19 protein-coding genes and 1 riboswitch are annotated in these 26,033 nt (G+C 71.6%); of the genes, 4 read left to right on the top strand and 15 right to left on the bottom strand.

Annotated elements, in window-relative coordinates:
* The first annotated feature begins 192 nt into the window (after window positions 1-192).
* The gene (recQ, locus tag ACIRPU_RS31395; RefSeq protein WP_403873551.1) at window positions 193-2,226 is read left to right on the top strand and encodes a DNA helicase RecQ; all 2,034 of its coding nucleotides are present in this window, start codon (window positions 193-195) and stop codon (window positions 2,224-2,226) included.
* A 133-nt stretch (window positions 2,227-2,359) separates the two neighbouring features.
* Here recQ and ACIRPU_RS31390 read toward each other — a convergent pair whose 3' ends face one another.
* The 8 genes from ACIRPU_RS31390 to fahA form a co-directional block, all read right to left on the bottom strand.
* Entirely contained in the window at window positions 2,360-5,332 is a 2,973-nt protein-coding gene (locus ACIRPU_RS31390) for a fumarate reductase/succinate dehydrogenase flavoprotein subunit (RefSeq protein WP_403873244.1), read from the bottom strand.
* Between the two features lie 11 nt (window positions 5,333-5,343).
* A complete protein-coding gene (locus ACIRPU_RS31385; protein ID WP_403873241.1) occupies window positions 5,344-6,183 on the bottom strand; it encodes an ABC transporter ATP-binding protein in 840 nt (279 codons plus the stop codon).
* Complete coding sequence (locus ACIRPU_RS31380; protein WP_403873238.1) at window positions 6,167-7,057, bottom strand: ABC transporter permease; 891 nt, start codon at window positions 7,055-7,057, stop codon at window positions 6,167-6,169. Before ACIRPU_RS31380 ends, ACIRPU_RS31385 begins: the two co-directional genes overlap by 17 nt.
* Window positions 7,054-8,394 carry an ABC transporter substrate-binding protein gene (locus ACIRPU_RS31375; protein WP_403873235.1) on the bottom strand — a complete coding sequence of 447 codons (1,341 nt, stop codon included), beginning with the start codon at window positions 8,392-8,394 and terminating at the stop codon, window positions 7,054-7,056. Before ACIRPU_RS31375 ends, ACIRPU_RS31380 begins: the two co-directional genes overlap by 4 nt.
* Before the next feature lie 15 nt (window positions 8,395-8,409).
* The gene (locus ACIRPU_RS31370; protein ID WP_020130156.1) at window positions 8,410-8,637 is read right to left on the bottom strand and encodes a ferredoxin family protein; all 228 of its coding nucleotides are present in this window, start codon (window positions 8,635-8,637) and stop codon (window positions 8,410-8,412) included.
* Window positions 8,638-8,788: 151 nt separating this feature from the next.
* Window positions 8,789-9,577 (bottom strand): GntR family transcriptional regulator, encoded by a 789-nt coding sequence (locus tag ACIRPU_RS31365; protein ID WP_403873232.1) that lies wholly within the window; start codon window positions 9,575-9,577, stop codon window positions 8,789-8,791.
* Window positions 9,578-9,768: 191 nt separating this feature from the next.
* Entirely contained in the window at window positions 9,769-10,707 is a 939-nt protein-coding gene (locus ACIRPU_RS31360; RefSeq protein WP_384113884.1) for a M56 family metallopeptidase, read from the bottom strand.
* A gap of 247 nt (window positions 10,708-10,954) precedes the next feature.
* Window positions 10,955-12,169 (bottom strand): fumarylacetoacetase, encoded by a 1,215-nt coding sequence (gene fahA, locus ACIRPU_RS31355; protein ID WP_403873229.1) that lies wholly within the window; start codon window positions 12,167-12,169, stop codon window positions 10,955-10,957.
* Between the two features lie 301 nt (window positions 12,170-12,470).
* Between fahA and ACIRPU_RS31350 the strand changes: the two genes are divergently transcribed.
* Entirely contained in the window at window positions 12,471-13,706 is a 1,236-nt protein-coding gene (locus tag ACIRPU_RS31350; RefSeq protein WP_403873226.1) for a DegT/DnrJ/EryC1/StrS family aminotransferase, read from the top strand.
* The gene (locus ACIRPU_RS31345; protein ID WP_403873223.1) at window positions 13,699-16,125 is read left to right on the top strand and encodes a lipopolysaccharide biosynthesis protein; all 2,427 of its coding nucleotides are present in this window, start codon (window positions 13,699-13,701) and stop codon (window positions 16,123-16,125) included. Before ACIRPU_RS31350 ends, ACIRPU_RS31345 begins: the two co-directional genes overlap by 8 nt.
* Here ACIRPU_RS31345 and ACIRPU_RS31340 read toward each other — a convergent pair.
* The 6 genes from ACIRPU_RS31340 to ACIRPU_RS31315 form a co-directional block, all read right to left on the bottom strand.
* Window positions 16,046-17,173, bottom strand: a complete 1,128-nt coding sequence (locus ACIRPU_RS31340; RefSeq protein ID WP_403873220.1) for a glycoside hydrolase family 26 protein — start codon at window positions 17,171-17,173, stop codon at window positions 16,046-16,048. The genes ACIRPU_RS31345 and ACIRPU_RS31340 overlap by 80 nt on opposite strands.
* A gap of 326 nt (window positions 17,174-17,499) precedes the next feature.
* Window positions 17,500-18,075, bottom strand: a complete 576-nt coding sequence (locus ACIRPU_RS31335) for a hypothetical protein (protein WP_403873217.1) — start codon at window positions 18,073-18,075, stop codon at window positions 17,500-17,502.
* 5 nt (window positions 18,076-18,080) lie between these two features.
* Complete coding sequence (locus ACIRPU_RS31330; RefSeq protein ID WP_403873214.1) at window positions 18,081-20,057, bottom strand: hypothetical protein; 1,977 nt, start codon at window positions 20,055-20,057, stop codon at window positions 18,081-18,083.
* Between the two features lie 73 nt (window positions 20,058-20,130).
* Window positions 20,131-20,886: a polysaccharide deacetylase family protein gene (locus ACIRPU_RS31325; protein ID WP_403873548.1), complete on the bottom strand. Its 756-nt coding sequence runs from the start codon at window positions 20,884-20,886 to the stop codon at window positions 20,131-20,133.
* A 122-nt stretch (window positions 20,887-21,008) separates the two neighbouring features.
* On the bottom strand, window positions 21,009-22,454 hold the full coding sequence (locus ACIRPU_RS31320) for a glycosyltransferase (protein ID WP_403873211.1): 1,446 nt from the start codon (window positions 22,452-22,454) through the stop codon (window positions 21,009-21,011).
* A gap of 120 nt (window positions 22,455-22,574) precedes the next feature.
* Entirely contained in the window at window positions 22,575-23,639 is a 1,065-nt protein-coding gene (locus ACIRPU_RS31315) for a GNAT family N-acetyltransferase (protein WP_403873208.1), read from the bottom strand.
* Window positions 23,640-23,930: 291 nt separating this feature from the next.
* Between ACIRPU_RS31315 and ACIRPU_RS31310 the strand changes: the two genes are divergently transcribed.
* Entirely contained in the window at window positions 23,931-24,755 is an 825-nt protein-coding gene (locus ACIRPU_RS31310; RefSeq protein WP_385553718.1) for an HAD family hydrolase, read from the top strand.
* A gap of 130 nt (window positions 24,756-24,885) precedes the next feature.
* On the opposite strand, the gene ACIRPU_RS31305 is transcribed toward ACIRPU_RS31310, so the two are convergent.
* The gene (locus tag ACIRPU_RS31305; protein ID WP_403873204.1) at window positions 24,886-25,359 is read right to left on the bottom strand and encodes a transglycosylase SLT domain-containing protein; all 474 of its coding nucleotides are present in this window, start codon (window positions 25,357-25,359) and stop codon (window positions 24,886-24,888) included.
* Between the two features lie 3 nt (window positions 25,360-25,362).
* Window positions 25,363-25,590: riboswitch (cyclic di-AMP (ydaO/yuaA leader) on the bottom strand.
* Window positions 25,591-26,033 lie beyond the last annotated feature (443 nt).

Below are 26,033 nucleotides of genomic sequence, written 5' to 3'. Positions count from 1 at the left end.
CCTGTAAGACGGGCCCGGTTCCCCAGGTGGGAACCGGGCCCGTCGGCGTCGTACGGGCGATCGGGTCCGGGGTTTTCCGCCCGTCCGTCACCCGGAGTCACCGGAACGAGCCTGTGGATAACTCCGATGCTGTCAGTCCGGACCCCTATCGTGGAGGCAGTGGTCGAGGGACGACGTACGGGGGACCAGTCGATGGGCGGGACGGGCGGGATCAGCGAGATGACAGGTATCACCGGGACACCGGAGCGGACCGAGAGCGAGGCCCTGGCCACGCTGCACCGGGTCTTCGGATACGACGCCTTCCGCGGCGAGCAGGAAGCGGTCATCGAGCACGTGGTGGCGGGCGGGGACGCGGTCGTCCTCATGCCGACCGGCGGCGGCAAATCACTGTGCTACCAGATCCCCGCGCTGGTCAGGCCCGGCACAGGCATCATCGTCTCGCCACTGATCGCGTTGATGCAGGACCAGGTGGACGCGCTGCGGGCGCTCGGCGTGAACGCCGGGTTCATGAACTCCACCCAGGACTTCCACGAGCGGCGCGTGGTCGAGGCCGAGTTCCTCGCAGGCGAACTGGACCTGCTGTACCTGGCGCCGGAGCGGCTGCGCCTGGACTCCACCCTGGATCTCCTCTCCCGCGGCAAGATCTCGGTCTTCGCGATCGACGAGGCGCACTGCGTCTCCCAGTGGGGCCACGACTTCCGCCCGGACTACCTGTCCCTCTCGCTGCTCGGCGAGCGCTGGCCGGACGTCCCGCGGCTCGCACTCACGGCGACGGCCACGCGCGCGACGCACGAGGAGATCACCCAGCGGCTGAACATGCCGTCGGCCCGGCACTTCGTGGCGAGCTTCGACCGGCCCAACATCCAGTACCGGATCGTGCCTAAGGCCGACCCCAAGAAGCAGCTGCTGAGCTTCCTGCGCGAGGAGCACGCGGGCGACGCCGGCATCGTGTACTGCCTCTCTCGCAACTCCGTGGAGAAGACGGCCGAGTTCCTCTCCCGCAACGGCGTCGAGGCGGTGCCGTACCACGCGGGTCTGGACGCGGGCACGCGCGCCGCGCACCAGTCCCGGTTCCTGCGGGAGGACGGCCTGGTCGTCTGCGCGACCATCGCCTTCGGCATGGGCATCGACAAGCCGGACGTACGGTTCGTCGCCCACCTCGACCTGCCCAAGTCGATCGAGGGCTACTACCAGGAGACCGGGCGTGGCGGCCGCGACGGACTGCCCTCCACGGCCTGGATGGCCTACGGCCTCAACGACGTCATACAGCAGCGCAAGCTGATCCAGTCCGGTGACGGTGACGAAGCCTTCCGGCGGCGGGCCGCCGCGCACCTGGACTCGATGCTGGGGCTGTGCGAGACCGCCCAGTGCCGCCGCGGCCAGCTCCTCGCCTACTTCGGCCAGCAACCGGATCCGGCGGGCTGCGGCAACTGCGACACCTGCCTCACGCCACCGGAGACCTGGGACGGCACCGTCGCGGCCCAGAAGGTGCTGTCGACGGTGGTGCGGCTCCAGCGGGAGCGCGGGCAGAAGTTCGGCGCGGTGCAGATCATCGACATCCTGACGGGCAAGCGCTCGGCCAAGGTGATCCAGTTCGACCATGACCAGCTGTCGGTGTTCGGCATCGGCGAGGACCTCTCCGAGGGTGAATGGCGCGGCGTCATAAGGCAGTTGCTGGCGCAGGGGCTGCTCGCGGTCGAGGGGGAGTACGGCACGTTGGTGCTGACGGAGGCCAGCGGGTCGGTGCTGCGCCGCGAGCGGGACGTGCCGCTGCGCAAGGAGCCGAAGAAACCGGCGACGTCGAAGGCGTCGGGCTCTTCCTCCTCCGGCAGGAGCAAGTCCAAGGCCGCCGCGGCCGAGCTGCCCGAGGAACTGCTGCCGGCCTTCGAGGCCCTGCGTGCCTGGCGCGCCGAGCAGGCCCGTGAACAGGGCGTCCCGGCGTACGTCATCTTCCATGACGCCACGCTCCGGGAGATCGCCACGGTCTGGCCGACCTCGGTGCAGCAGCTCGGCGGCATCAGCGGGGTCGGCGAGAAGAAGCTGGTGACGTACGGGGAGGGCGTGGTCGCGGTCCTGGCCGCACTGGGCGGGACACCGGACACCGCCGCTCCGGGGCCTGCTGAGACCCCGGCTCCTGGCACCGCGCGGACTACCGCAACGGATCCGGGTGCTCCGGACTACTGGCCCGAGATGGACCAGGAGCCGGAGCCCGAGGACTGGATGTAGAGGACGGGATTCACCAGGGGGCTGGGTACCGGGGGCCGGAGACTGAGGGCCGGGGGACTTGGGGCCGAGGACCGGGCGGCGCGGGCGCCATGGAAGTCGGCCGGGGGGCGGTACGAAGCGGCGCGTGAGCTGGTCATAGAGCGCGCGTCGCATACGCCCTGACGTCCGCGTCGGAGTCCGTCGTCGCCGTGGCGAGGGCCGCGCGGGCGGCTTCCGAGGCGCGGTGCCGGGTCAGGGCCAGGACGGCGGCCTTGCGGACGTCGGCATTCGGGTCGGTCAGGGTCTTGGCGAGGACCGGGAGGGCCGTCTCGGGGTGCGCCACTGACAGCGCGGTGGCGGCACCGGCGCGGACCTGCCAGGCGGGGTCCGTCAGGGCGCTCACGGCTCGCGCGGCGAAGGGCACCGGGCAGCCGGTGGTGCCCAACGCCCCGTAGGCGGCGGCACGCACCAAGGCATCGGGGTCGTCGACGAGCCCGACGAGGGCCGCGTGGACGGCGTCACGCTCGGGGGCGATGCCTGCATCCGCAGCGGATCCGGTGCTGCCGCCGGTGCCGGAGGCCGAGTCGGAGTCCAGGCCGGAGTCGGAGTCCGGGCCGGAGTCGGAGTCCGGGCCGGAGTCGGAGTCCGGGCCGGAGAAGGAGTCCGGGCCGGAGATCGAGGCGGCGTCGGACGGTGAGGTGTCGCTCAGGCGGCCGGCCGCCACCGTGGCCAGGGACTTGGCGATCGTGACGCGGACCTCGCGGGACGGGTCGGCGGTCGCCGCGCGGGCCAGTTCCTCGGCGGCGTCGACGGAGACCAGGGCGCGGACGGCCTCGATACGGACGGCGATGTCGGCGTCGGTGAGAGAGCCGGCGAACAGGGCGGCGTCACCGAGGCGCAGGGCGCGCAGCACGTCCAGGGCCGCGGCACGGACGACGGGGTCGGGCTCCGCGAGCGCGGCGGCGAGGCCGTCTCGCAGGGCAGGTTCCGCCGGCAGGGTCTCGACGAGCTCACGCAGCGAGGCAGCCGCGGCGGCACGCACCTCCCCGGCGGGGTCGCGCAGCGCCTCGGCGAGGGCCGGCCCGGTGCCCGACGGCACGGTCTCGGTGAGGACGGCGACGGCCTCGCGCCGGACAGCGGCCACCGGATCGGCCAAGTAGGACAGCAGGGCGTCGAGTTCGGGCTCGTCCTCGGCCAGGGCGACGAGTTCGAGGAGACGAACGGACGACTGAGAGGACGACTGAGAGGAGGACTGATCGAGGGCAGGCTCGGGCGTCTGAGGCGCCGAGGCGTCCGTGGACTGCGGGGCGGCTGCCTCGGCCCCGGCGGCGACGGGCGCAAGGTCCCGTGAACCGGCCGTGGCCACGTCCTCGGGGTGGACTTCGCCGAGCGGCCGGGACGGGCCGCCGACGGGGGCGAACTCGTCGACCGGAACCAGATACGGAGCCACCGGCCGGGCCGTGAACTCCATCGCGCCAGAGGGGGACTTGTGCAGATCGAGGTGATGGAACCAGGAGGCGTCGTCGCGGCGAGGGTGGTCGAGGCGGTCGTGGTAGAGACCCCAGCGGGACTCGGTACGGGCCAGCGAGGCGCGCGCGGCCATCTCCGCGCAGTCACGGATGAAGGAGACCTCGGCGCACCGCATCAGCTCGTGCGGGGTGCGGGCGCCCATCTCGGCGATGTCGCCACGCATCCGCTCGAAGGCCTCCAGGGCCAACGACAGCCGAGCGCCCGACTTCGGCGGGGCCACGTAGTCGTTCACGAAACGGCGCAGCTTGTACTCGACCTGGGGCTGCGGCGGACCCTCCGGGTTGCGCAACGGGCGGTAGATCAACTCGTGCGCCTCGCGCAGCTGGTCAGCGGGAAGCTCACCGTCGTACGCCTTGTACCGGGCCGCGTCGGAGCCGGCCAGGTCGCCGAAGACGAACGCGCCGATCATGTAGTTGTGCGGGACGCAGGCCAGGTCACCGGCGGCGTACAGACGGGGGACGGTCGTGCGGGCGTGCTCGTCCACCCGTACGCCCGAGGCCGAATGACCGCCGCACAGGCCGATCTCCGAGATGTGCATCTCGATGTCGTGCGTGCGGTAGTCGTGACCGCGCCCGGAGTGGAAGGTGCCCCGGGTCGGACGCTCGGTGGAGTGCAGGATCGACTCCAGGGCCGAGATCGACTCCTCGGGGAGGTGGCTCAGTTTCAGGTACACCGGGCCCCGGTCGCTGGCGACCTCCGCCGCGAACTCGGCCATCATCTGGCCCGACCAGTAGTCGGAGTCGACGAAGCGTTCGCCGTGCCGGTTGACCTGGTAGCCCCCGAAGGGGTTGGCGACGTACGCGCAGGCAGGGCCGTTGTAGTCCTTGATCAACGGGTTGATCTGGAAGCACTCGATGCCGGTCAGTTCCGCGCCCGCGTGGTAGGCCATGGCGTAGCCGTCGCCGGCGTTGGTGGGGTTCTCGTACGTGCCGTACAGGTAGCCGGAGGCGGGCAGGCCGAGGCGGCCGCAGGCGCCGGTCGCGAGGACCACCCCGCCCGCGCGGACGGTGACGAACCGCCCCGTGCGGGTGTTGAAGCCGACCGCTCCGATGGCACGCCCGTCCTCTGGCGAGGTCAGCACGCGCACCGGCATCACCCGGTTCTCGATACGGATCCGCTCCCGCATCTCGCGCCGCCGCAGCTGCCGGTACAGCACCTTCTTGACGTCCTTGCCCTCCGGCATGGGCAGCACATAGGAGCCGGACCGGTGGACCTGGCGGACCGCGTAGTCGCCGTGCTCGTCCTTCTCGAACTTCACGCCGTACGACTCCAGGCGCTGCACCATGGCGAAGCCGCGGGTGGCGGTCTGGCGGACGGTGGACTGGTCGACGATGCCGTCGTTGGCGCGGGTGATCTCGGCGACGTAGTCGTCGGGCTCGGCGCGGCCGGGGATGACCGCGTTGTTGACGCCGTCCATGCCCATCGCGAGCGCCCCGGAGTGGCGGACATGGGCCTTCTCCAGGAGCAGGACGTCCGCGCCGCGCTCGGCGGCGGTCAGGGCCGCCATCGTGCCGGCCGTACCGCCACCGATGACGAGGACGTCGCAGGTCAGCTCCTCGGCGTCGTCGAGCGTGGGGATCTGCGGGAGGGTGTCCACCGGGGTGCCTTTCAGATGCTCAGTGAGGTCAGGACATCGCGCCGCAGCGCCACGCGCGCCGGGTCGTCATGCGCGGCGCGGTCCCGTGGACGCGGCACGTCCCGTACGGCGACCAGGCGGCCCGCGCCGAGGAGGGCCACGCGGTCGCCGAGGAACAGGGCCTCGTCCACGTCGTGGGTGACGAAGACGACGGTCGCGCCCGTGCCGTGCAGCACCTCCACCAGCAGGTCCTGCATGCCGGCGCGGGTCTGGGCGTCGAGGGCGCCGAAGGGTTCGTCCATGAGGACGGCGCGCGGGCCCGCGGCGAGGGCCCGGGCCAGTTGCGCCCGCTGGCGCTGGCCCCCGGAGACGCGGTGCGGCAACTGCCGGGCGCGGTCGGCGAGGCCGACCCGCTCGAGCCAGGCCGCGGCCTGCTGCCTGCGCTCCGCGCGCGGTGAGCCCTGGATGGCGAGGGGCAGTTCGACGTTGGCCAGCAGGGTGCGCCAGGGGAGCAGGGCGTCCTCCTGGAAGACCAGCGCGCGGTCCGCCGCCGGTCCGTCGATCGGCCGGCCGTCCTGCTCCACGGCTCCGGTCAGCGTGGGCAGCAGTCCGGCCAGCGTGCGCAGCAGCGTCGACTTGCCGCAGCCCGAGGGGCCGACGACGGTGAGGATCTCGCCCGGCGGGACGTCCAGGTCGACATCGGCCAGGGCGGCGGCGTCGGGGCGGCCGAGGGTGGCCGCGCGGAGGGTGAGCCGGGTACCGCGTACGGCCGTATCGGTGGCCTTGGTGGTGGCCGTACGGGTGGCCTTGGTGGTGGCCGCCTCGGCGGTGTCCGTACCGGTGGTCTCGCGGGTCTCAGACGAGGTGCTCATCGCGCGCCTCCTCGGGTTCGGGTCCGGTGGGGACGGCAGAGACGGCGGGCGAGGCCACCGGTGCCGGAGCGGCCGATCGGGGACTCTTCGGCCGGGTCCGGCCGGTGGGGACGTACGAGGTGCGGGGCAACCAGCGGGTGAGGCGGCGACCGAGGAGTTCCACGGCCGTGGACGTGGCCCAGCCGAGCACGCCGATCGTGACCATGCCGACGAACACCCCCGGGTAGTCGACAACCGTGTAGTCCTGCCAGGTGCGGTAGCCGACGCCGTACTGACCGGAGATCATCTCGGCGGAGATCACACAGATCCACGACACCCCGATGCCGACCGACAGACCGCCGAAGATGCCCGGCAGCGCCCCGGGCAGGACGACCGAGCCGAGGATCCGCCACCGGCCGCCGCCCATGGTGCGGACCGCCTCCTCCCACCCGGGGGGCAGTGCGCGGACCGCGTGCCGGGTGGAGACCAGGACCGGGAAGAAGGCGGCGGTGAAGGTGATGAAGACGATGCCCTGTTCGTTGGAGGGGAAGAGCAGGATCGCGACGGGCACCAGGGCGATCGCCGGAATCGGGCGGACGACTTCGAGGATCGGTCCGAGCAGGTCCTCGGCGAGACGCGAGCGCGCCACGAGCACGCCCGTGGCCACGCCCAGGACGGCGGCCAGGAGGAATCCGGTGACGATGCGGGTCAGGCTGTCGGTGAGGTCGGTCCAGTAGTCGTCGCCGGCCAGGCGCTCGCCGAAGGCGCGGGCCACGTCGGCGACCGTGGGGAACTGCGAGAAACGCAACCACAGGTCGATGTTCAGGCTGGTCAGCAGCTGCCACAGGCCGAGGGCGACCCCCACCGAGGCCACCCGCAGCGCATACCGGGTCACGACGCCCGCCCCAGCGCGTCGGCATACGTGACGACGCGGGCGCCGCCATGGGCGTCGACGTAGGCCTGGGCGGTCGCCGGGGCGACGAACGGCACGAGCGTCGCGCCGTCGGCCACCCACACGGCCTTGTCGGCGAACCACAGGGTGCCGGTGGTGGCGTCGGGTACGTAGGCGGCGCGGATGCCGTCCTTGTGCTGCGCCACGTAGGCCAGCAGCTCGGCGGGCGTCTTGAAGGTACGGGTCTGCGAGGCGTCCTTGGGCCAGACCTCGCTCGCGGCCGGTGCGGGCGTGGCGGCGAGCTGCTTGGCGTAGGACGGGCCGAGCGCCTTCTTCACGTACTGGTCGTCGACGAAGGAGTCCACATCGACGTCTCCGGTCAGCTTGGCCGCCTCCAGGATCGAGACGTCCTCCTTGAGCGCGGCGACGAGCTGCGGCTTGACGGCCGGGTCGAAGGTGGAGATGCCGTGGGCGCCGTTGTAGAGGTACACGACCTCGGCGGGCAGGCCGGTGGCCTCGGCGACCTTCTCGGCGGCGGCCACCGGGTGCGTGTCGAGGTAGTCGGTGGCCTCCGACTGCGCCTTCAGGAACGCCTCCAGCACGGCCGGGCGCTTCTTCGCGAAGTCCTCGCGGGCGGTGACCCCGTGGAAGGTGGGCAGGTCCAACTGGGCGCCGTCGTACAGCGCCTTCGCTTTGCCCTGGTAGGCGAGCAGGCCGGGCCAGGCGACGAACTGTGAGAGCGCGTCGGCGCTGCCCGCGGAGAGGGCCGACGCCCCGACGGCCGGCTGCTGGTTGAGCTTCTCGATGCCCTTGGCCGGGTCGATGCCGGCGCGCTGCAAGGCCCGCACAAGGGTGCCGTCGGCAGCGGAACCGATGCTGGTGGAGACCTTCTTGCCCTTGAGGTCCTCGATGGAGGCGAGCTTCGAGTCGGGCGCCGTGACGATGGTGTTGAGTCCGCCGCGGAGGTTGTAACCGGTGACCGAGACCAGGTGGGTGGGCTTGCCGAGCTGTTTTCCGCGGGCCGCGTTGATGAGGAGCGGGAAGTCGCCCATCGAACCGATGTCGATCTTCCCGGCGGTCATCTGCGCGGTGATGGGGGCACCGGTGGCGTAGTCCTGCCAGTCCACCTTGTACGTCGTGCCGTCGCCGAGGGCGTTGAGCTCCTTCTCGAAGTAGCCGAGCGAGCGCAGCAGGGTGCCCGCCGTGACGGTGTTGATGGTCTTGGACTGGTAGCCGACGGTGACGGTGACCGTGGAGCCGCTACCGGCCTCGGCGCTGCCGCATCCGGTGAGAGGGAGCAGGAGCAGGGCGGCGGACGCGGCTGTCGCTTTGGGTTTCATGGAGGTTCGGGCCTTTCACCGGAGCAGGTAGGGCATGTTGACCGTGACGGCACCGGTGGGACAGCGAGCCGCGCACGGGCCGCAGTACCAGCACTCGTCGACGTGCATATAGGCCTTGCCGTTGCTCTCGTCGATGGCGAGGGAGTCCAGCGGGCACATGTCCACACAGAGCGTGCAGCCGTCGATGCACTTCGACTCGTCGATGGTCACGGGCACGTCGGCCCGCTGGGGTGCCAAGGTCATGGCTGTCTCCAGAAAAGTCCCGAGAAATTCTGAGAAATCCCGTTCGGCGGTGAACCGGTGAGGCCGTGCCGAACGATCAGGTGTTGAGGGCGGAGAAGGAAGCGGAGAAGAGGGCGGAGAAGGGGGACGGAGGTGATGCCGACGGGAGGGGTCAGACGGAGCGGTGCAGCAGGCCGCTCATCGAGATGCGGTCTCCGCGGAAGCGGATGAACTCCAGGTCCACCGGGCGGCCGTCGGCGAGGTGGGTGAGGCGTTCGAGCATCAGGACGGCCGCGCCACGCGGTGCCTCCAGTACGGCGGCGGAGTGGGCGTCCGCTGTCACCGCCTCCAGGGTGATCTCGGCGTGCCCGAGGCGCTGCCCGGTGACAGCCTCCAGGAGCCGGAAGACGTCGGTGTTCTCCAGGTCGGCGCCCAGCAGGGCGGTACCGATGTCGAGCGGGATGTAGGTGAGGTCGAGAGAGAGGGGGAGGCCACCCAGACGGCGCAGACGTTCGATGTAGAGCACGTCGGTGCCGGGCGGGACGTGGAGGCGGTCGGCCACCGGGGCGGGCGCGGCGACGGGGCCCATCGTGCGGACCTCGTTGGTGACGTGGCCGTGCTCGTGCAGGGTCTCCGCGAGGCCCATCAGACGGTCCAGGCCGTGCGGGTACTTCTGCGCCACGACGACCGTGCCGACGCCGGGCAGGCGCTCCACCAGCCCCTCCGCCCGCAGGAGGTCGAGAGCCTGGCGGACGGTGTTGCGGGAGGCGCGGTAGTCGCCGGCGAGGGTCGACTCGTGGGGGAGCGTGCCGTCCGGGAAGCCGTCGGTGAGCAGCTGGCGGCGCAGGAGGTCCGCGAGCTGTCGGGCCTGGTCCGCGCGCAGCCGACGACGTGCACGGTGGGCGGCGACGGTGCTCGCGCCCTGGCCGGCGTGGTCTCGGATGCGGTCGGTGGGTGGCATGTTTCGAACCATAGCGAGCCGGTAGGAAAAGCGGTGTTGCCGGAGTGTTGCGCCACCTGCGGGAGCGTCAGGAAATGCGGTGACCTGGGGAAACAGGACCGGCCCACACAAGATCTGCCAGTCGGGACACCGCCGTCAGGGCAAGGCTGTGGGGGCACCGACGTCGGGACAACGCAGTCAGGGCAACGCCGTCAGGACAGCGCGGTCAGTCCCGGGGCGAAGGCGATCAGCAGGGGCAGCAGCGGTACCAGCGTGGCCACCGTCGTCGTCAGCGCCCGCTGTCGGCGGAGCAGGCGCGGGGGCGGCTGGAGCAGGCGGTCGACCCGCTCGCCGAGGAGACGGTTGCTCGAGGCGCAGGACAGGACGCCCCGGTGCTGGTTCAGCTCGATCAGGGCCAGCGCCGTGGTCAGGTGACCGCAGCGACGCGACGCCGTGTCGTCGGCGGCGAGTTCGACCAGGCGGTGGGTCTGGTCGCAGAAGTGGGAGAAGAGCGGAATGCGGGGGAAGCCGGTGGCAAGGGCGGTCGACAGGTGGAGCAGCCAGTCGTGGTGGGCGCGGGCATGGCCGCGCTCATGGGTGAGGACGGCGTCCAGCTGGTGGGAGGTGAGGCGGTGCAGGGCGCCGGTCGTCACGATCAACTGGGGTGGGTTGCCAGGCATCCACCAGGCGTCGGGGTACTCGTCCTCCAGTACCAGCAGCGGGCCCCGGGCGGACGGCAGGCCTGCGGGCAGGTCGGGGGCGCGTTCACGCAGGTGGGCCCTGGCCCGGCCGCGGCGCCGACGGGCCTCGACGAGTTCGCGGGCCAGCATCGCGGTGGTCCACGCGGCCCCGCAGGCCAGCAGCAGGGTCAGGGTCGCGGCCCACAAGGGGGCCGCGGAGAGGTCGTACGCCTCGGAGACCCCGGGCGGCGCGGGGGCGAAGACCCGTGCGCGGACGGTGTGGAACACGGCGGCGGCGCCCAGGGTCAGGGCGGTCAGGCAGCACAGCAGGACCGTGGCGACCAGGCACTGCCACACCCACAGCCCGATCACGGGTTCCCGCTCGGGCCAGGCGGACCGGGTGAGCGCGCGCGGAGCCGGCACGGCGGCGGACAGGGCGACGACGCTCAGCAGGAGCAGGCAGAGAGTCATGCCATGGGCTCCGGATCCTGGTCGGGAAGGGGGCGTGGGCCACGTGCGCACGGGGTGCGTACGGCGTGCCCGCGTGCGTGCGGCCTGCCATGGGCGGGGGGCCCGGCACGAGAACCGTGCCCCCCGCCAGTATGACGGCGGTTACTCCGGGAGTCAGCCCACGACGACGCCCCGATTCAATGCTCCGGTGACGGACCCGTTGCTGGGGCTGGCGCTGGGGCCGTCGCTGGGCCTGTCACCGGGTGCTTCACTCGGCCGCGATCACTTGTCCGCTCACCTCTCCCAGGCCCACTCGTACTCCGCCGGGGCCGGGGGCCCACGCCGACAGGGTCACCACGTCGCCGTCCTCCAGGAACGTGCGCTTGCCGTCGGGGAGCTCCAGCGGGTCACGGCCGTTCCAGGTCAGTTCCAGCAGGGAGCCGCGCTCGTGCGGGTGGGGGCCGCTCACCGTGCCGGAGCCGTACAGGTCGCCCGTGCGCAGGGAGGCGCCGTTCACCGTGAGGTGGGCGAGTTGCTGGGCGGCCGTCCAGTACATGGTGGCGAAGGGCGGATCGGAGATCACGTGACCGTTGAGCGCGACGGAGATGCGCAGGTCGTAACCGCCCGGTTCGGCCGCCGCGTCGTCCAGGTAGGGGAGGAGGGGGTGGGTCCGCTCCGGGGGCGTCACCCGGGCGTTCTCCAGAGCCTCCAGCGGGGTGATCCACGCCGACACCGACGTGGCGAACGACTTGGCGAGGAACGGGCCGAGAGGGACGTACTCCCAGGCCTGGAGGTCGCGGGCGGACCAGTCGTTGAGCAGGCACAGACCGAAGACGTGCTCGCGGAAGTCGGTCAGCGCGACCGGGCTGCCCTGCCGCGAGGGCGCGCCGACCACGAAGCCGACCTCGGCCTCGATGTCGAGCCGTACGGAAGGGCCGAACACGGGAGCCGGGTCGGCGGGCGCCTTGCGCTGGCCGGACGGGCGGACGACGTCCGTGCCGGAGACCACGACCGTCCCGGCCCGGCCGTGGTAGCCGATCGGCAGGTGCTTCCAGTTGGGCAGGAGGACGTCTCCGGCGTCCGGGCGGAAGATCGCTCCCGCGTTCCGGGCGTGGTGCTCGGACGAGTAGAAGTCGACGTAGTCGGCGACCTGGAAGGGAAGGTGCAGGGTCACGTCGGAAAGGGGATGGAAGAGCGGTTCGACGGTGGACCGGTGGGCGGGGTCGGTCACCCACTCCGTCAGGGCGCGGCGCACCTGCGACCAGGCCGAGCGTCCCGCCGCCAGCAGCGGGTCGAGCGTCGGCGAGGCGAGCAGGCCGGCGTGTGGCGAGCCGAGCGCGCGGGCCGCCGCGCCCGCGTCGAGGACATGGTCGCCGAGCCGGACGCCGACGGTCCGCTCCGTGGACCCAGGGAGGGAGAAGACGCCGTACGGGAGGTTGTGCGAACCGAAGGGGTCGCCCTCGGGAAGGTCGAAGGGGGGCATCGGGTACTGCCTCTCTTTCGTGCACTCTTTGGTGCTCGCCATGTCGGGCCCGCCGTACCCCGAGCCGGTGTCGCGCGGGTGCGCCGAGCCGCGCCACACGTTACGGCCGACGTCGCGGAAGTGACACGGGGGCCGGACCGGCGAGGCCCGCGGGCCGGCAGCTCTCCGCTTCCGGTCGCTCACCCCGAGTCGTCCACCGGCCGGACCGCAATCTTGACGGACCGGTGCGAAAGGGGAGACTCTGGGCGGGTGCTGGAAGGCCTCGGGGAGGGGGCCTTCCCCTGGCACAACTGGGGGGCGGATGGCCATAGGGGAGGCCGGCCTCGGGTCGGCGCGGCGTGGCTCACGGCCGAAACGGCTGGAAGCGACCATGCGCGACAGACTCGGCCGGGAATGCGTGTACGTACCGTCGTGCCGATTCGGGCTGTACGTGGCCTTGCGCCACTGGTGCCCGCCCGGCGGACGGGTACTGATGTCGCCGGTCAACGACGACGTGATCTTCTTCGTCCTGCTCGCGGCCGGACTGCGGCCCGTGCAGGCGCCGTTGCACCCGCTGGACGCGTCGATCGACATCGATGCCGTGCCCGACGAGGTGTGGGGCTCGCTCTCCGGCGTCCTCACGACGAATCTGTACGGCAACCCGGACGACACGCCGCGCCTGCGGAAGAAGTGCGACGCGCTGGGCATCCCGTTGTTCGAGGACGGGGCGCACGCCATCGGCAGCGAAGTGGGCGGCAGACCGGTCGGGGCCTGGGGGGACGCCTCCGTCTTCAGCCTGTCCAAGCACGTCGGCGCGAAGGCCGGTGGATTCCTGGCCTGCGCCGACCCGGGACTGCGCGAGGCCCTGGCGAAGAGCTGCGAGGATCTGCTGCTGCCGGGGCGGTTCACGGCGGAACTCGCCTACACCGTCCGGCCGTACGCGGAGGCGGCCGTGCGGGGGCTGCGGTTGCGGCGGGCCGCCTGGGCCACGATGCGGCTGCTCGGGCTGATGGAGCGGGAGGAGATCCGGATGCCGCTGCGGTCGGCCGAGTTGGTCCGCGCCGTCGACGAAGCGCCGGACCTCACCGCGCACGACTCCTGGGTCCGCGTCGACATGCACGACTACCGGCTGCGCTCAGGACCGCTGAGAGCGGGCCGTATCGGCCGCAGGCTCGACCGGCTGGACGAGGTGCTGGCGGCCTGCCGGGCGGGCACGGAACTGCTTCTGTCCACACCGTGGGCGCGGCCCGGCGCACCCCGCGCCGACCGGGTCCAACCCCTGTTCCGGGTACCCCTGTTCGTCGCCGACCGGGACGCCGCGAGGGCAGCGCTCGCACGGCGGGGCATCGTCGTCGGGTACCTCTATGACCCGCCTCTGGACGACTACGCGGGTGCCGCCTTCACCGACCCCTCGCCCGATCCCGCCGGGGCACGCTGGTTCGCCCGGCACGCGTTGCCCGTGGATCCGCTGCGGGCCCGGCAGATCGTCGAGGTGCTCCAGGAGTCCGGCGTACGGCCGGCCGAGGCGCCGGGAGGGCTGGAGCCGACCCGTGGCTGAGACGCAGGCCGAGATCCAGGTACCCGAGCCCTCGGCGCCGCCCGTCGCACAGGACAAGGCCGACGCGGCGCCGGCCGACAGGACCCGCGGCTCCGCATCCCTGTTCAAGAACGCCTACTTCCTGATGCTCAGCACGGGCGTGTCCGCCGTGCTGGGCCTGGGCTTCTGGCTGGTGGCCGCCCGCTACTACTCGGAGGAGGCCGTCGGCCAGGGCTCGGCCGCGATCGCGGCGATGCGGCTGCTCGCCAGCATCACGGCGACGACGATGATCGGGGCCGTCGTCCGCTTCGTGCCGCGCGCGGGGCGGGCCACGGGCTCGCTGGTGTGGCGGGCGTACGCGGCCAGTTCGGTGGTCGTGGCCGTCGCGGCCTTCGCCTTCCTGCTCACCCTGGACCTGTGGGGGGCGACGTACGCGCCGCTCGGCACGGCCGCCGCGGGGGCCACGTTCGTCGTCGCGTGCGTGGCGTGGGCGCTGCTCACGCTCCAGGACGGGGTCCTCACCGGTCTGCGCAGGTCGGGCTGGGTGCCCATCGGCAACGCGGTGTTCTCCGTCGGCAAGCTGATCCTGCTGGCGGTGTGCGCGACCGCGCTGCCGGTGCTCGGCATCTTCGTGTCCTGGACCGTCGCGATCGCGTTCTCGACGCTGCCGCTGGGCTGGCTGGTCTTCCGTCGGCTGATCCCGCGCCAGGCCGCCATCGACCGTGATCTGGAGCCTCCCCGACTGCGCGAGATGGGCCGCTTCCTGGCCGGGGACTCGCTGGGCGCGCTGTTCAGCCTGGCGATGATCAACCTGCTGCCGGTGATGGTCGCGGTCCGCTTCAGCGCGGCGGAGAACGGCTACTTCTACGTGGCGTACACCGTCGGCGGCACGATGGAGTTCATGGCCATCAACATGGCCTCCTCCCTCACCGCGCACGCCTCGCACGATCCGCGCCAGCTCGCCGAGGGCGTGCGCGGGGCGCTGCGCCGGATGACGTTGCTGCTGGTGCCGGTGGTGCTGGTCCTGGTGGTGTTCGCCCCGCAGATCCTGCTGCCGTTCCACGAGGACTACGCCGAGCACGGCACCGCCGTGCTGCGGCTGCTGGCCGCCGGGGCGCTGCCCCGGGTCGTGGTCGAGCTGTACATCGGGGTGCTGCGGGTGCAGGGCCGCACCGGGGTGCTCGCCGCGCTCCAGGGCGCCATGTGCGCGCTGGTGCTGGGCAGTGCCGCCCTGCTGTTCGGCCCGGCCGGGATCGCGGGCGCGGGCTGGGCGGTGCTGATCAGCATGACGCTGATCGCCGCCGTCTCCGCCGCCGGTCTGCGTTCCGCGCTGCGCCGCAACGACCGTCCGCCCGTCGGCCGGTCTTCCGCCGCCCCGGCCTACGGCACCCATTGGGCACGGCTGAACGCCACCGCCGGGTACGGCACGAACTGGGCACGCCGGGCGGCTCACGAACGCGACGGCGTCGACGAGGACACGGTCACCCTGTTCATAGGACGCCCCGGATACGAACGCGAGGCGCTGCAAGCGGACACACTGGCGTTGATAAGGCGGCCCCCGCACGAGCCCGAAGCCGTCCAGAGGAACAAGGGGATCGAGGGGGCAGAGAGGACTGCGGGAGCAGGGGGGACCGACAGGGCAGAGAGGACCGAGGGGGCAGAGAAGGCCGACGGGCGGGACGAGTCGGCGCGGGAGGTCGCGAGGGATCGGTCCGCCTCCGCCGGGAGCCGGGAGCGGTGGGTCGCGGGCGGACTGTGGGGCCTGCTCGGCGTGGCCACCGTGGCCTTCTGGAGCGCACTGCGCGATCTGCCCTGGCTCGACGGCCCGCCCGAGGACGTGCCGACCGGACGTCAGCTGCTGGCCGCGCTGCCGCTCACGGCGCTCGTCGCCGGAGGCCTGCTGCTCGTGGTGTTCGTCGGCGCGGTGACGCTGCGCGTGACGCGCGGCGCACTGCTGCCGGGGGCCGCCCTGGGTTCGGTACTGCTCGCCCTGTACGCCGTACCCCTCGCCTTCGGCCGGGAGCCGTCACCGGTCGGAGGAGCGCTGTACGCGAAGGCGGCCGGATTCCTCGCGGAGGGTACGGGGCTCGACGGACCCGGACCGCTGCTGCGCTGGGCACCGCCGGCCGTGCAGCTGCTGTGTCTCGTACCGCTGTGGCTGCTGCTCAGGCGGGCGGATCGGTGGTTGACGTGGCCGGGGTGCTGGGGCGTCCTGTATCTCGTCGCGGTGGGCGGCTGGGTGTGGCGGCAGGAGCTCGCGCCGGCGGCCCTGCCCCTGTTCGTCGTCCTCGCGGTGGCCGCCGCGTTCCTGCCGCTCGCCACGCGTGGCCGCGCGAAGGTTGGGAAGCCGCGGGGCGCGGTCAGCGGGACGGCACGGGCTGGTGGAAGTAACCGTTCCTACCCGCCTCCCGGTAGCCCTCCAGACCCGGGCCCTCGTTGACGGTCAGATCGCACACCGGCTTCTCGGAGGTCGGCCGGTTCCAGTGCACCAGCGCCTTCACCTCCGGGAGCTTCTTCACGGCGGCGGGAATCTGGGTGTACCAGTCGCGTTGGCGCCGCGGGGCGTCGGCGTCGGGCGCGGTGGCGAACTCCGCGAGCATGACCGGCTTGTCGTCGCTGATGTTCTCGCGCAGCCACTCGTAGCTGGGCCGTTGGCTGGACAGGAAGTCCTTCCAGTCCGTGGTGTCGTGGCACTGGTAGTAGTTGTACTGGTCCATGGCGATCCAGTCGACGTACTCGTCCCCGGGGTAGAGCGCCTTCATGTCGGCCGCGCTGCCGAGGTAGCCGGAGACGGTCCACACCCACACCACGTTGTCGGCGCCCAGTTCACGGAACCGGTCGCGGACATGGCGGTACGCGGCGACGAACTCCTCCGGGGTGCCCGCGCCTTCCTTGATGCGGGCGTCGGTCTCCTGGTCGAAGGAGAGGAAGACGCGTTTGCCGTAGGCCTTGATACGCCGGATCTGCGGATCGAGGATCTCCTCGTCGAGCTTGCCGGAGGCGATGTTCCTCCAGCCGAGCTGGGTCTCCGTCCAGTTCTCGTGGTGCGGCTCGGTCCAGACGGTGGACTCCCAGGCCAGCATGAGCAGCCTGTCCTCGCCCAGTTCCTGTTCGTCGGGGGTGAGCAGTTCTCCGTCGAGCTTGGTGCCCGACATGTCGTGGTAGTTGTAGACGAGGTCCAGCTTGCGGCCGATCCTCTTCTCGAAGCCGTGCACGGCGTCCTTGAGCGAGCCGTCCTCGGCGTACGGCACGGCGGCGCCCCACCAGGCGCCGCAGGGCGGGATCAGAGTGTCGGTGGGGGCGCAGGGACCGGTGGGCAGCTCACCCGAGGCCGCGTTGTCGGGCAGGGCGTCCGCGGTGGAATCCGGGTCCTCGGAGCGGCCGGCAGCCCAGACGCCGAGCCCGGCGAGCAGCGCGGCCACCGCCACCAACGCGACAGCCGTGAAGCCGCGCCTCGCGCTCCCCAGGCCCCTCCCTGGTCCGTCCACCGGCTTCTTCCCTGGGCCGTCTGCCGGTTCCTTCCCTGGGCCGTCCACTGGTTCCCTCTTTGGTCCGTCCGCAGGCTCGCCCGCCGGGTCGTCCCCTGGTTCGTCCGCCGGGTCGCTTTGCGCTCCGGCCGACGGTCCGTGCACCGAACCGTTCCGTAAGCCGTCCCCCGAGCCGTGACCCAAGCCGTCCCCCGAGCTGGGGCCCGGTCCGTTGGCCGAGCTGTCGCCCAGCCCGTCCGCCAAGCCGTCCCCCATGTGGTTCTTCACGTTCCGCAACCCGCGCGGTTCGGGCGGCTTGCGTGGCCCGCGCAGCCGATGCCGCCCCGTCATAGGTCACTGCCGCCGGACGGCCTTCGCCTGACCTTGGCGCGCTCGACCGCGCCGCGCCGGGCGGCGGGCAGCGGCAGCCCCGGCAGGGCCGCGGTGATCGTGGTGAAGCAGGCGAGCGAGACCAGGAAGGCGGTCATCGAGAAGGCCTCCACCAGGAACAGCGACGTGGCGGTGAGCACGCCGAGGGAGAGGCTGATGGGCGCGGCGAGTGCGACCGCCTCCAGCCTGGCGCCGGAGGCCAGGCGACCCGGCTGCGGATACAGCGCCGCGCAGCCAGGACCGAACAGGACGAACAGCAGCACCGGGATCCAGCGCAGCGGAGAGGGGCCGGGTACGGCGGTGGCGGCCAGGGCCGGCCAGCCCGAGGCCCCGACGAGGACTCTCAGATGCGTCGAGGTGAACCCGACTCCCTTGGCCCCTTCGGCCTCGCCCGTGATGCCGTCGCCCATGACCGCGTGGCCCAGGTCCATGGTGCCCGGATCGACGGCGCCCGGATTCACGTGGCTCAGGTGCCCATGGGCCCTGCCTGCGGCGTTCTCGTTGTCGGTGTCCTCGGAGTCTGCGGTCGTCACTTCGATCACCTTGTGGTCATTCGTCGGGTGGCCGGGCGGTACTCCAGGACGACGCCGTACGGATGGCTCTCGACGGTCCAAAAGAGGGGCGAGGCGGACAGCTTCGAACGAAGGGTCTCGAAGCCGCCGGGCGGCAGCAGGCCCTCGCCGGCGGCGTAGACGTCCTGGGTGCGGGTGAGGACGACGTACGCCTTCGTGCCAGGTGGGATCCCGTCCGCGAGGTAACGGGCCGGGTCCTTCAGCATCTTCTCGTTCTCGGGCAGCGCCTGTTCGGCGAAGAACCAGTGCTCGAGGCGGTCGTAGCGGTGGAGTGCCTGCGGGAAGGAGCCGCTGGTGGCGAGGATCAGCGAGCCGTCGGGGGCGTTGTCGAGGGCCCTGGTGACCAGCGCGGTCTCCGCCGGCGGCGTGTAGAACATCTTCTCCTTGCCGTAGTACGACGGCAGGAAGCCGGCCAGCAGCACCAGCAGGACGGTCGGCAGGGCGAAGGCCGCCGTCCTGCGCCGCAGCGCCTTCGCCCGGCTGCGGTGGGTCCCCGCCACGGCCGGCACGAGTGCGGCGGCGGCGAAGAAGGCCGCGCCGGGCAGGGCGAACAGATAGACGCGGAAGAGCATCTCGCCGCCGTAGTCGTTGACGGCGAACAGCGGTACCGGGGCGACGGACACCAGCAGCAGGGGCAGCGCGCTGCGCGTCAGTCGGCGCCGCAGCACGACGGCGGTCCCGGCGAGGACGGCGACCGCGAGCACCATCGCCACGTTGGCGGTGCCCGCGAGTTCCGGCCCGGGTCCGGTGAGCTGTCCCGCGTAGCCCGCGCGGGAGTTCTCGGTCAGTTCGCCGATCGACTTCTTGATGGCGGAGAGCGTCTCGACGAACAGCGGCCGGCCCATGGTCAGGTCCCAGGTCAGCATCAGCAGCGCGGCGACGACCAGCAGCCCGTAGTTGCGGTAGCGGCGGGTGAGGCTGAGCGCGACCAGACAGATGGTGAGCATCACCGGGGTGAGCTGGTGCGTGGCGTTGATGGCGGCGATCAGCGGGGCCAGGATCACCACGCACACCGCGCGCTGCCCTCTGCCCGTGGGCGGCGGGACGGGCGCGGCCACCGGATCGAGGAAGGTGCGGTCGCGCAGCCGTCCGGCGGATCCGGGCCGCACGAAGTGCCGCAGCACCACCGCGAGGACCGTCAGATGCAGCAGATACGCGAGCGCCTGCGGGGCGAAGTAGTCCTGGCCCACCCAGTTGGCGAGCTGGAAGATCCACACGGCGGTCCAGATCAGCCGCCAGTCCTCGCAGAAGGTGCGGTAGATCAGGACCAGCACCGGCAGCATGAGCAGGCCGACGACGATCGGCGCCCAGTTGGCGTACACGGCGGCGCTCTCCACGCCGAAGGCGCGCACCAGGCCCGCGTTGAGCGTGAAGAAGCCCGGCCACTGGTCGTACGCGGACATGTTGCCCGAGAGCGCCGCGCCCGGTCGCAGCTCACCATTGGCGAGCAGCGTGTTGACGATGGCGTCGTGCTTGGAGGCCCACGGGTAGCGCACCGCGTCGTACAGCACCGCCGGTGGCGCCTTCAGCGCGAGGAGCAGCGCGGCACAGTGCGCGGCCGGCCACCAGGGTGCGGTGCCCGCGCGCCGCAGACTGAGAAGGAAGCCGGCGGTCAGGACCAGCAACGACAGGTAGTAGGCGACCGGCAGCCGGTCCAGCAGGCCGTAGTCGCCCATCTCGCGGAAGCCGATGCGGGGCAGCGCGTACCCCCACAGTCCGGCGGCGAGCAGCAGCGTCAGGAGGCCGGCGTCCGGTCGGCGGCGCGGGATCCGCCAGGGTCTGCGGACACCGCCGGTGGTCGGGCGGCCCTGACTGCCCTGACTACCGGGACTGCCGGGACTGCCGGGACTGCCGGGACTGCCGGAACTACCGGGTCCGGTGGAGAGATCAGGGGTGGGCAGCTCGCTGCTCTCGGTGCTCGGTACGGGCACATGGTGTTGCACGTCGAGGCCCCCCTCCCTCAAGCCAACTATAGGAATTTTCTCTTCTTTTCACACCAAAATCGTCGAACTCGGATCAACCCGCGAACACCGGCCCCTGTACGACGGCGCGGGCGCGGCGGTACCAGCGCCAGCCGACCGTCCTCGGTCCGTCGCGGTACGGGGCGACCCGGGCGCCGGATCCCGCCAGCCAGCCCCGGACGTCGGCGACGGTGTGACCGCGGCGCACGATGAGCCGCGCGATGCGGTAGTGCTCGTCGCGGTCCGAACTGAGCGCGTGCCGGACGGCGGTGGCCGTCTCGTAGCCCGCGGCCGCCGCCGTACGCCGCACCCGTCCGTTGTTGTAGCCGTGCGGGTACGCGAGATGACGGACCTGGTGGCCGAGGGCGTCCTCCAACACCGAACGCGACACCCGTAGTTCGTGCGCGAGCGCCCGGGGTGCGAGGGTGTCCAGCTGGGCGTGGGTGACGGTGTGGCTGCCGATCTCCATGCCGTACTGCTCGAGTTGCGCCGCCTGCTCCAGCGTCATCATCGGCGCGGGCGGCAGCAGGCTGCGCCCGCCGCGGGTGATCGCTCCGGTGGTGAGGTAGGCGGTGGCGGACAGCCCGCGTCCGGCCAGCGCCTCGGCGGTCGCGCCGGGCAGATCGGCGAAGCCGTCGTCGAAGGTGAGCAGCACCGGCCGGGGCGGCAGCGGTGCCCGTCCCGCGAGGTGGTCGGCGAGCGCGCTAATCGTGACGGGCGTACGGCCGCTGTCCACGACGGCGTCCAGATGCTCGCCGAACTGCTTCGGACTGACGGTGAACTCGGCGATCCAGGAGGGCGGTTCCTCCATCACGGCGTGATACAGGAACACCGGGATACTGTCGTCGCCGCCCTTGTCGCCACCGGTCTCGACGCCGTCGTCGCCGCCCTTGTCGCCACCGCTTTCCCCGTCGGCTCTGTGCGCGGACGCCGTCATCGCGCAGCACCTCGCAGCGCGCGCCGCGCCCGCAGATAGCCCACCGGCCCGTAGAGCATGCCGCGTCGCTGGAGCCGGGAGAGCCGGGTGGGCCAGGCGTGGGTCCGGGCGTCGTGAGCGCCGGGCGCGCCGTCCGCCGTGGGCTCCGCCCCGCGGCTCGCCGTCAGCGTCCGCGCGTGGGCGAGCCCCCGGGGCAGCCGGGCCAGGAACGCGGGCAGCAGGCCGGGCCGGTTGACGAGGATCGCCGTGAGGTAGGCGGTGAGGCCGGCGCCGTAGCCGTACGCCTGGGTCTCCAGGTCCCGCCAGGTCTCCCGGTGGTGGTGCCAGACCAGGGCCAGCGGCGTGTAGTGCAGCCGGTGGCCCCCGGCGAGGATCCGGACGAACCCGTAGAGGTCGTCGCCGCCCCGCGCGAGCGTCCCCGCGCCGGTCGCCGGGTCGAAGCCGCCGACCGCCCGCAGTATCTCCGTGCGGAAGGCCATGTTGGCGCCGGAGCCGAAGCGGCCCGCGGTGAACGGGAACAGCGGTTCGTCGGCGGGCGGGTCCATCGGGTCGTACGTGCGGGCCGTGAAGCCCTTGGCGAAGCCACCGTGACTCTCCAGGAGGACCTGGGCAGGGGTCCGCAGCCGGGCCGGCAGGATCAGGCCGGTGGCGCAGCCGAGGCCCGGGTCGGCGGTGAACGGCGCGGTGAGTTCCGTGAGCCAGCGTGGGTCCGCCACGACGTCGTCGTCGGTGAAGGCGATCACCTCGCCGCGGGCGGTCTCGACACCCTTGTTGTGCGCGACGGCGAGACCGGGCGCCGGTTCGATGACGTACCGCACGCGCTCGGCGTACTTGAGCTCGACCAGGTCCCGGGTCGCGTCCGTCACGGGCGCGTTGTCGACGACGACGATCTCGAAATCCGGGTGGTCCTGGGCGAGCAACGAGTCGAGGGCATGGGCGAGCTTCTCGGCGCGCTCACGGGTGGCGACGACGACGGTGGTGAACGGGACGGAACCGGTCGAACGGGTGGCGACCGGACTGGTAGTCACCGGACCGGTAGTCGCTGAACCGGTAGTCGCTGAACCGGTAGTCACCGAACCGGTAGTCGCTGAACCGGTAGTCGCCGAACCGGTATCAGCCGGGACGGTGGCGGTCGGGACGGTGGCGGTCGGGGCGGTCCCGAGCGCGGGCTTCGCGGAAGGCACCCAGGGCGCCCGCTCGCGAGTGGCCAGGCCCGTCAGGACCGCCTTCGGGTCCGCACCCTCCGGTACCGTCCCGAGCAGCGTCCCGATCGGCTGCCCACCCCTCCTGACCAGCACGAACACCTCGCCGTGCGTGAGGGGCGGACTGCCCGGACCCGGTTCGAGGACACCGCCGTCGTCCAGTTCGAGCTCGGCGACCTGCACCGGCTCGATGTCCAGGAACCTCTGTATCTCCTGCTGTGCACGTGCAGCGCGGTACATGAACCCCCCTTGTCTCACGCCGATTACGGCCGTCGCACCCGTCGCATTCGTCACGCCCGTCGCACCCGCCACGCCCGTCGGGCCAGTCACGCCCCCATGTCGGCCGGCCGCGGCCACCTCTCACGATCGGCGCAGTCGGCCCGCGCCCTTCAAGGTCCGTGCGGCCGCCGCGGCGAGCCTGGGCCGGTTGCGCACGAAGTGATGCGCGCGGCGGGACGGCTCACGGCTGAGCCAGGAGAGCGCGGCGCCCACCCCCGGACGCGACCACGCCCCCTCGTGCACGGGCAGCTCCCCGGTCTTCAGCGAGTCCTTGTACTCGGCCGCGCCCCGCCCCAGGTCGAGCAGGCCGATGCCCTCGGCGGCGGCCGACTCGGCCATCCGCAGATGCAGCACCAGGCCGGGTGAGAACTTCGCGAACTCCGGTTCGTACGAAGGGAACCAGCAGGCCAGGACGGTCGACGAACGCAGTCCGAAGTGCGCGGCGACCGGTTGGCCGCCGGCGTAGAGGACGGAGAGCGTGCCGGAGCACTCCGGCGCGCGCGTCGCGGAGAGCGCGTCCACGAGCCGGGTGATCCACTCCCGCGCGAACCGGTCCCGGCGGCCGGTCCTGCGGTACTGCGCGGACTTCCACGCCATGAGCGTGCGCAGCGCGGCCGGATCGCGTTCGTCGAACACGAACCGCAGCTCCCCGACCTGACGCCCGAGCCTGCGCTCCTTGGACAGCGTCGTCTTCAGGAACTTCGGCGACTGGGCGCGCAGTACGGACTCGTAGCTCTCGTAACCCTTTTCGACGTCGATGACATAGGAGGCGTACTCCTCGGCCGCGTGCGGGATGAACAGCGCCTGTTCCGCCTCCAGGTTGTCGAAGGCGAAGCTCGACAGGGCACACGCCCGCATGAGTTCGTCGGTATTCAGCCCGAGACCCGGGGCCAGCACCGCGCCCTGCGCGTCCGAGACGCCGTACGCGAGTGCCTGGCCCCGTCCGAGCCGGCCCCGCTCATGGGGCAGGAAGCCGACCGGCTCACGCCCCTCGTACACCACCGCCACCCGCGAGCGTGGCCGTAGCAGGCCCACGGCGTCGGTGAACTCCGGTTCCATGAAGGGGTTTCGCGGAAGCGCCGACGCGGCACGCAGCGCGCGCCACCGCTCCCTCTCCCCCTCGCCGAGGTCCTGCGGCCTCAGCACACGAATGCGCCCACTGCTCAACCTGACCCCCCGATCAAGTCCCCCCTGGACACCTGGACGGTACCGCTCCACCCGGGCGTCGCGGTAGATAGCGTCGCATGTTGCTGCCAACCGGTGCAGAGGCCTTTAACCGTCCGCTACCCGGCGATGTGCCAGAAAGCCGTTTCATTGAGTCGGTCGGCAGCCAGTCGTGAGCCAGGCGCACAAGGGGAGTTGGCAGAACAGGACAGGACACGAACGTCGTCCGGTTCGCGTCGAACCAGGGGGGCCCGGGGTCCGTATTCTCTGATCATGGCCGCACCCACCGCATATGCCGCGCGCACCGCGTACTCCCTCATCGCCACCGATCTGGACGGGACGCTGCTCCGCGGCGACGACACCTTCTCCGACCGGTCGCTCGACGCGCTCGCGAGGGTGGCGGCCGCCGGGGCACGTCACCTGGTGGTGACGGGACGGCCCGCGCCTCGGGTGCGCCCGCTGCTCGACCGGCTGCACAGCAGGGGGCTCGCGGTGTGCGGGCAGGGCGCGCAGTTGTACGACGCCGGCGCGGACCGTCTGCTGTGGTCGGTCACCCTGGACCGGGAGCTGGCCGAGACCGCGCTCGGCAAGATCGAGGCGGAGGTCGGCCAGCTGTACGCGGCCGTCGACCAGGACGGGGTCGACGGGCTGACGCTCATCGAGCCGGGCTACCGGATGCCGCACCCGACGCTGCCCGCCCTGCGCGTCGGCCGGCGCGACGACCTGTGGTGCGAGCCGATCAGCAAGGTGCTGCTACGCCATCCCACGTTGTCCGACGACGAGTTGGCGTCGACGGCCCGCTCGGTGGTGGGTTCGCTGGCCACGGTCACCATGTCGGGGCCGGGCACGGTCGAGCTCCAGCCCTGCGGGATCACCAAGGCGACGGGTCTGGCCCTGGCCGCCGAACACCTGGGGCTGCGGCCCGAGGACACCATCGCCTTCGGGGACATGCCCAACGACATCCCGATGTTCGACTGGGCGGCTCGTGGCGTAGCCATGGCCAACGCCCATCCGGAACTCAAGGCGGTGGCCGACGAGGTGACGACGTCGAACGAGGACGACGGCGTGGCCGTCGTCCTCGAACAACTGTTTCCATAACCGCTACCGGCTACCGGCTACCGGCTACCGGCTACCGGCTACCGGCTACCGGCCACCGACGCCGGCTACCGGCGGACGGCCACCGGCACCGCGACCGGCTGCCGATATCGGCGACCGGTCGGCGGGACGGTCAGTACGCGCCGAACACGTTGTCGATCGAGCCGTAGCGCGCGGCCGCGTAGTTGCAGGCGGCGGTGATGTTCGCGACCGGGTCGTAGGAGTCCCACGACGTGCCGTTGACGTGGTAGGCGCGGAAGGTCGGGTCGATGACCTGGAGCAGCCCCTTGGACGGGATGCCCGCGGCCGCGTTGGAGTCCCAGAGGTTGATGGCGTTGGGGTTGCCGGAGGACTCGCGGATGACGTTGCGGTAGATGCCGTTGTACGTCCCCGGGATGCCGTGCTGGCCCATGACCTGGAGGGAGGCACGGATCCAGCCGTCGAGGTTGTTGGCGTAGCCGAGGCTGGTGGCCGTGGAGACGGCCGGGGTCGCCGCGGAGGCGGTGGTCGCCCCGAGGACGGGAAGAGCGAGCACGGCCGCGCCGGTGGCGGCGACGGCGAGCGTGCGGACGAAACGGTTGCGGCGCGTCTGAGCGGCAGCGGGCATGACGATTTTCCTCTCCGGCGCCTGCGAGGTGAGCTGTCGGGTTCGGGCGGGAGCTGCCCGGTCGCGTCCTGACGGTCGCGGCTTGACCCCAAGCCGTCCCGGCTGTCCGAAAAGTCTTGGTTATCCAAGACATCCGGAAAATCCGTTTCGGCGACTTACCTGGTTCCCCCGCTCCTGCCGAGCGGTATCGATGGGTGTTCGGGCGGCGGCAGGATTCGGCGTTCCACCCGACAGGCCGGGAACGTATGCGAGAGCACATGTCCGAAACAAGTACCGGATTCACAGATCACCCCTATTGACCTTGGTCTGTGACCTATGAGGTGCTTGATCCTTTGTGGGTGCAAACCTTCAACTTGCTTGAGGGGTGCGGAGAATCGGTGAAGGACGAGGTCGGGTCGGATCCCCCTGGGGGGTGAGCCAAGTCACCAGCATTCACAAGAGCGGCGAATCGGGCATTAAACCCAAGTCGTTGTTAAAGGACCGGCAATGGACCGCGGGGGAGAATCGCCTGCCGTCGCGCCCGACGCGCGCGGGGGAGGCTGAAGAGAATGCGTGATCGTCGTCACGTGGGGAGAGGGCGGCCGGGCCCGTCGGCCCGACGGGTGCCGCGGTCCGGGACATGAATCTCCGCTTCCCGGAAACTCTCTCCATGTCCGCTCATATGAGCTGATCGA

Origin of the sequence: Streptomyces sp. NPDC102259 (assembly GCF_044766465.1) — a bacterium.
Lineage (GTDB): Bacteria > Actinomycetota > Actinomycetes > Streptomycetales > Streptomycetaceae > Streptomyces.
Note: the sequence above shows the minus strand (reverse complement) of the source record. Positions and strands in the feature narration are given on the sequence as shown.

Excerpts from the sequence above, each read along its gene's own strand:
- recQ (WP_403873551.1), top strand. The coding sequence starts at position 193 with ATGGGCGGGACGGGCGGGATCAGCGAGATGACAGGTATCACCGGGACA.
- ACIRPU_RS31385 (WP_403873241.1), bottom strand. The coding sequence starts at position 6,183 with ATGAGCACCTCGTCTGAGACCCGCGAGACCACCGGTACGGACACCGCC.
- ACIRPU_RS31375 (WP_403873235.1), bottom strand. The coding sequence starts at position 8,394 with ATGAAACCCAAAGCGACAGCCGCGTCCGCCGCCCTGCTCCTGCTCCCT.
- ACIRPU_RS31370 (WP_020130156.1), bottom strand. The coding sequence starts at position 8,637 with ATGACCTTGGCACCCCAGCGGGCCGACGTGCCCGTGACCATCGACGAG.
- ACIRPU_RS31365 (WP_403873232.1), bottom strand. The coding sequence starts at position 9,577 with ATGCCACCCACCGACCGCATCCGAGACCACGCCGGCCAGGGCGCGAGC.
- ACIRPU_RS31360 (WP_384113884.1), bottom strand. The coding sequence starts at position 10,707 with ATGACTCTCTGCCTGCTCCTGCTGAGCGTCGTCGCCCTGTCCGCCGCC.
- fahA (WP_403873229.1), bottom strand. The coding sequence starts at position 12,169 with ATGCCCCCCTTCGACCTTCCCGAGGGCGACCCCTTCGGTTCGCACAAC.
- ACIRPU_RS31350 (WP_403873226.1), top strand. The coding sequence starts at position 12,471 with ATGGCCATAGGGGAGGCCGGCCTCGGGTCGGCGCGGCGTGGCTCACGG.
- ACIRPU_RS31325 (WP_403873548.1), bottom strand. The coding sequence starts at position 20,886 with ATGGAGGAACCGCCCTCCTGGATCGCCGAGTTCACCGTCAGTCCGAAG.
- ACIRPU_RS31320 (WP_403873211.1), bottom strand. The coding sequence starts at position 22,454 with ATGTACCGCGCTGCACGTGCACAGCAGGAGATACAGAGGTTCCTGGAC.
- ACIRPU_RS31310 (WP_385553718.1), top strand. The coding sequence starts at position 23,931 with ATGGCCGCACCCACCGCATATGCCGCGCGCACCGCGTACTCCCTCATC.
- ACIRPU_RS31305 (WP_403873204.1), bottom strand. The coding sequence starts at position 25,359 with ATGCCCGCTGCCGCTCAGACGCGCCGCAACCGTTTCGTCCGCACGCTC.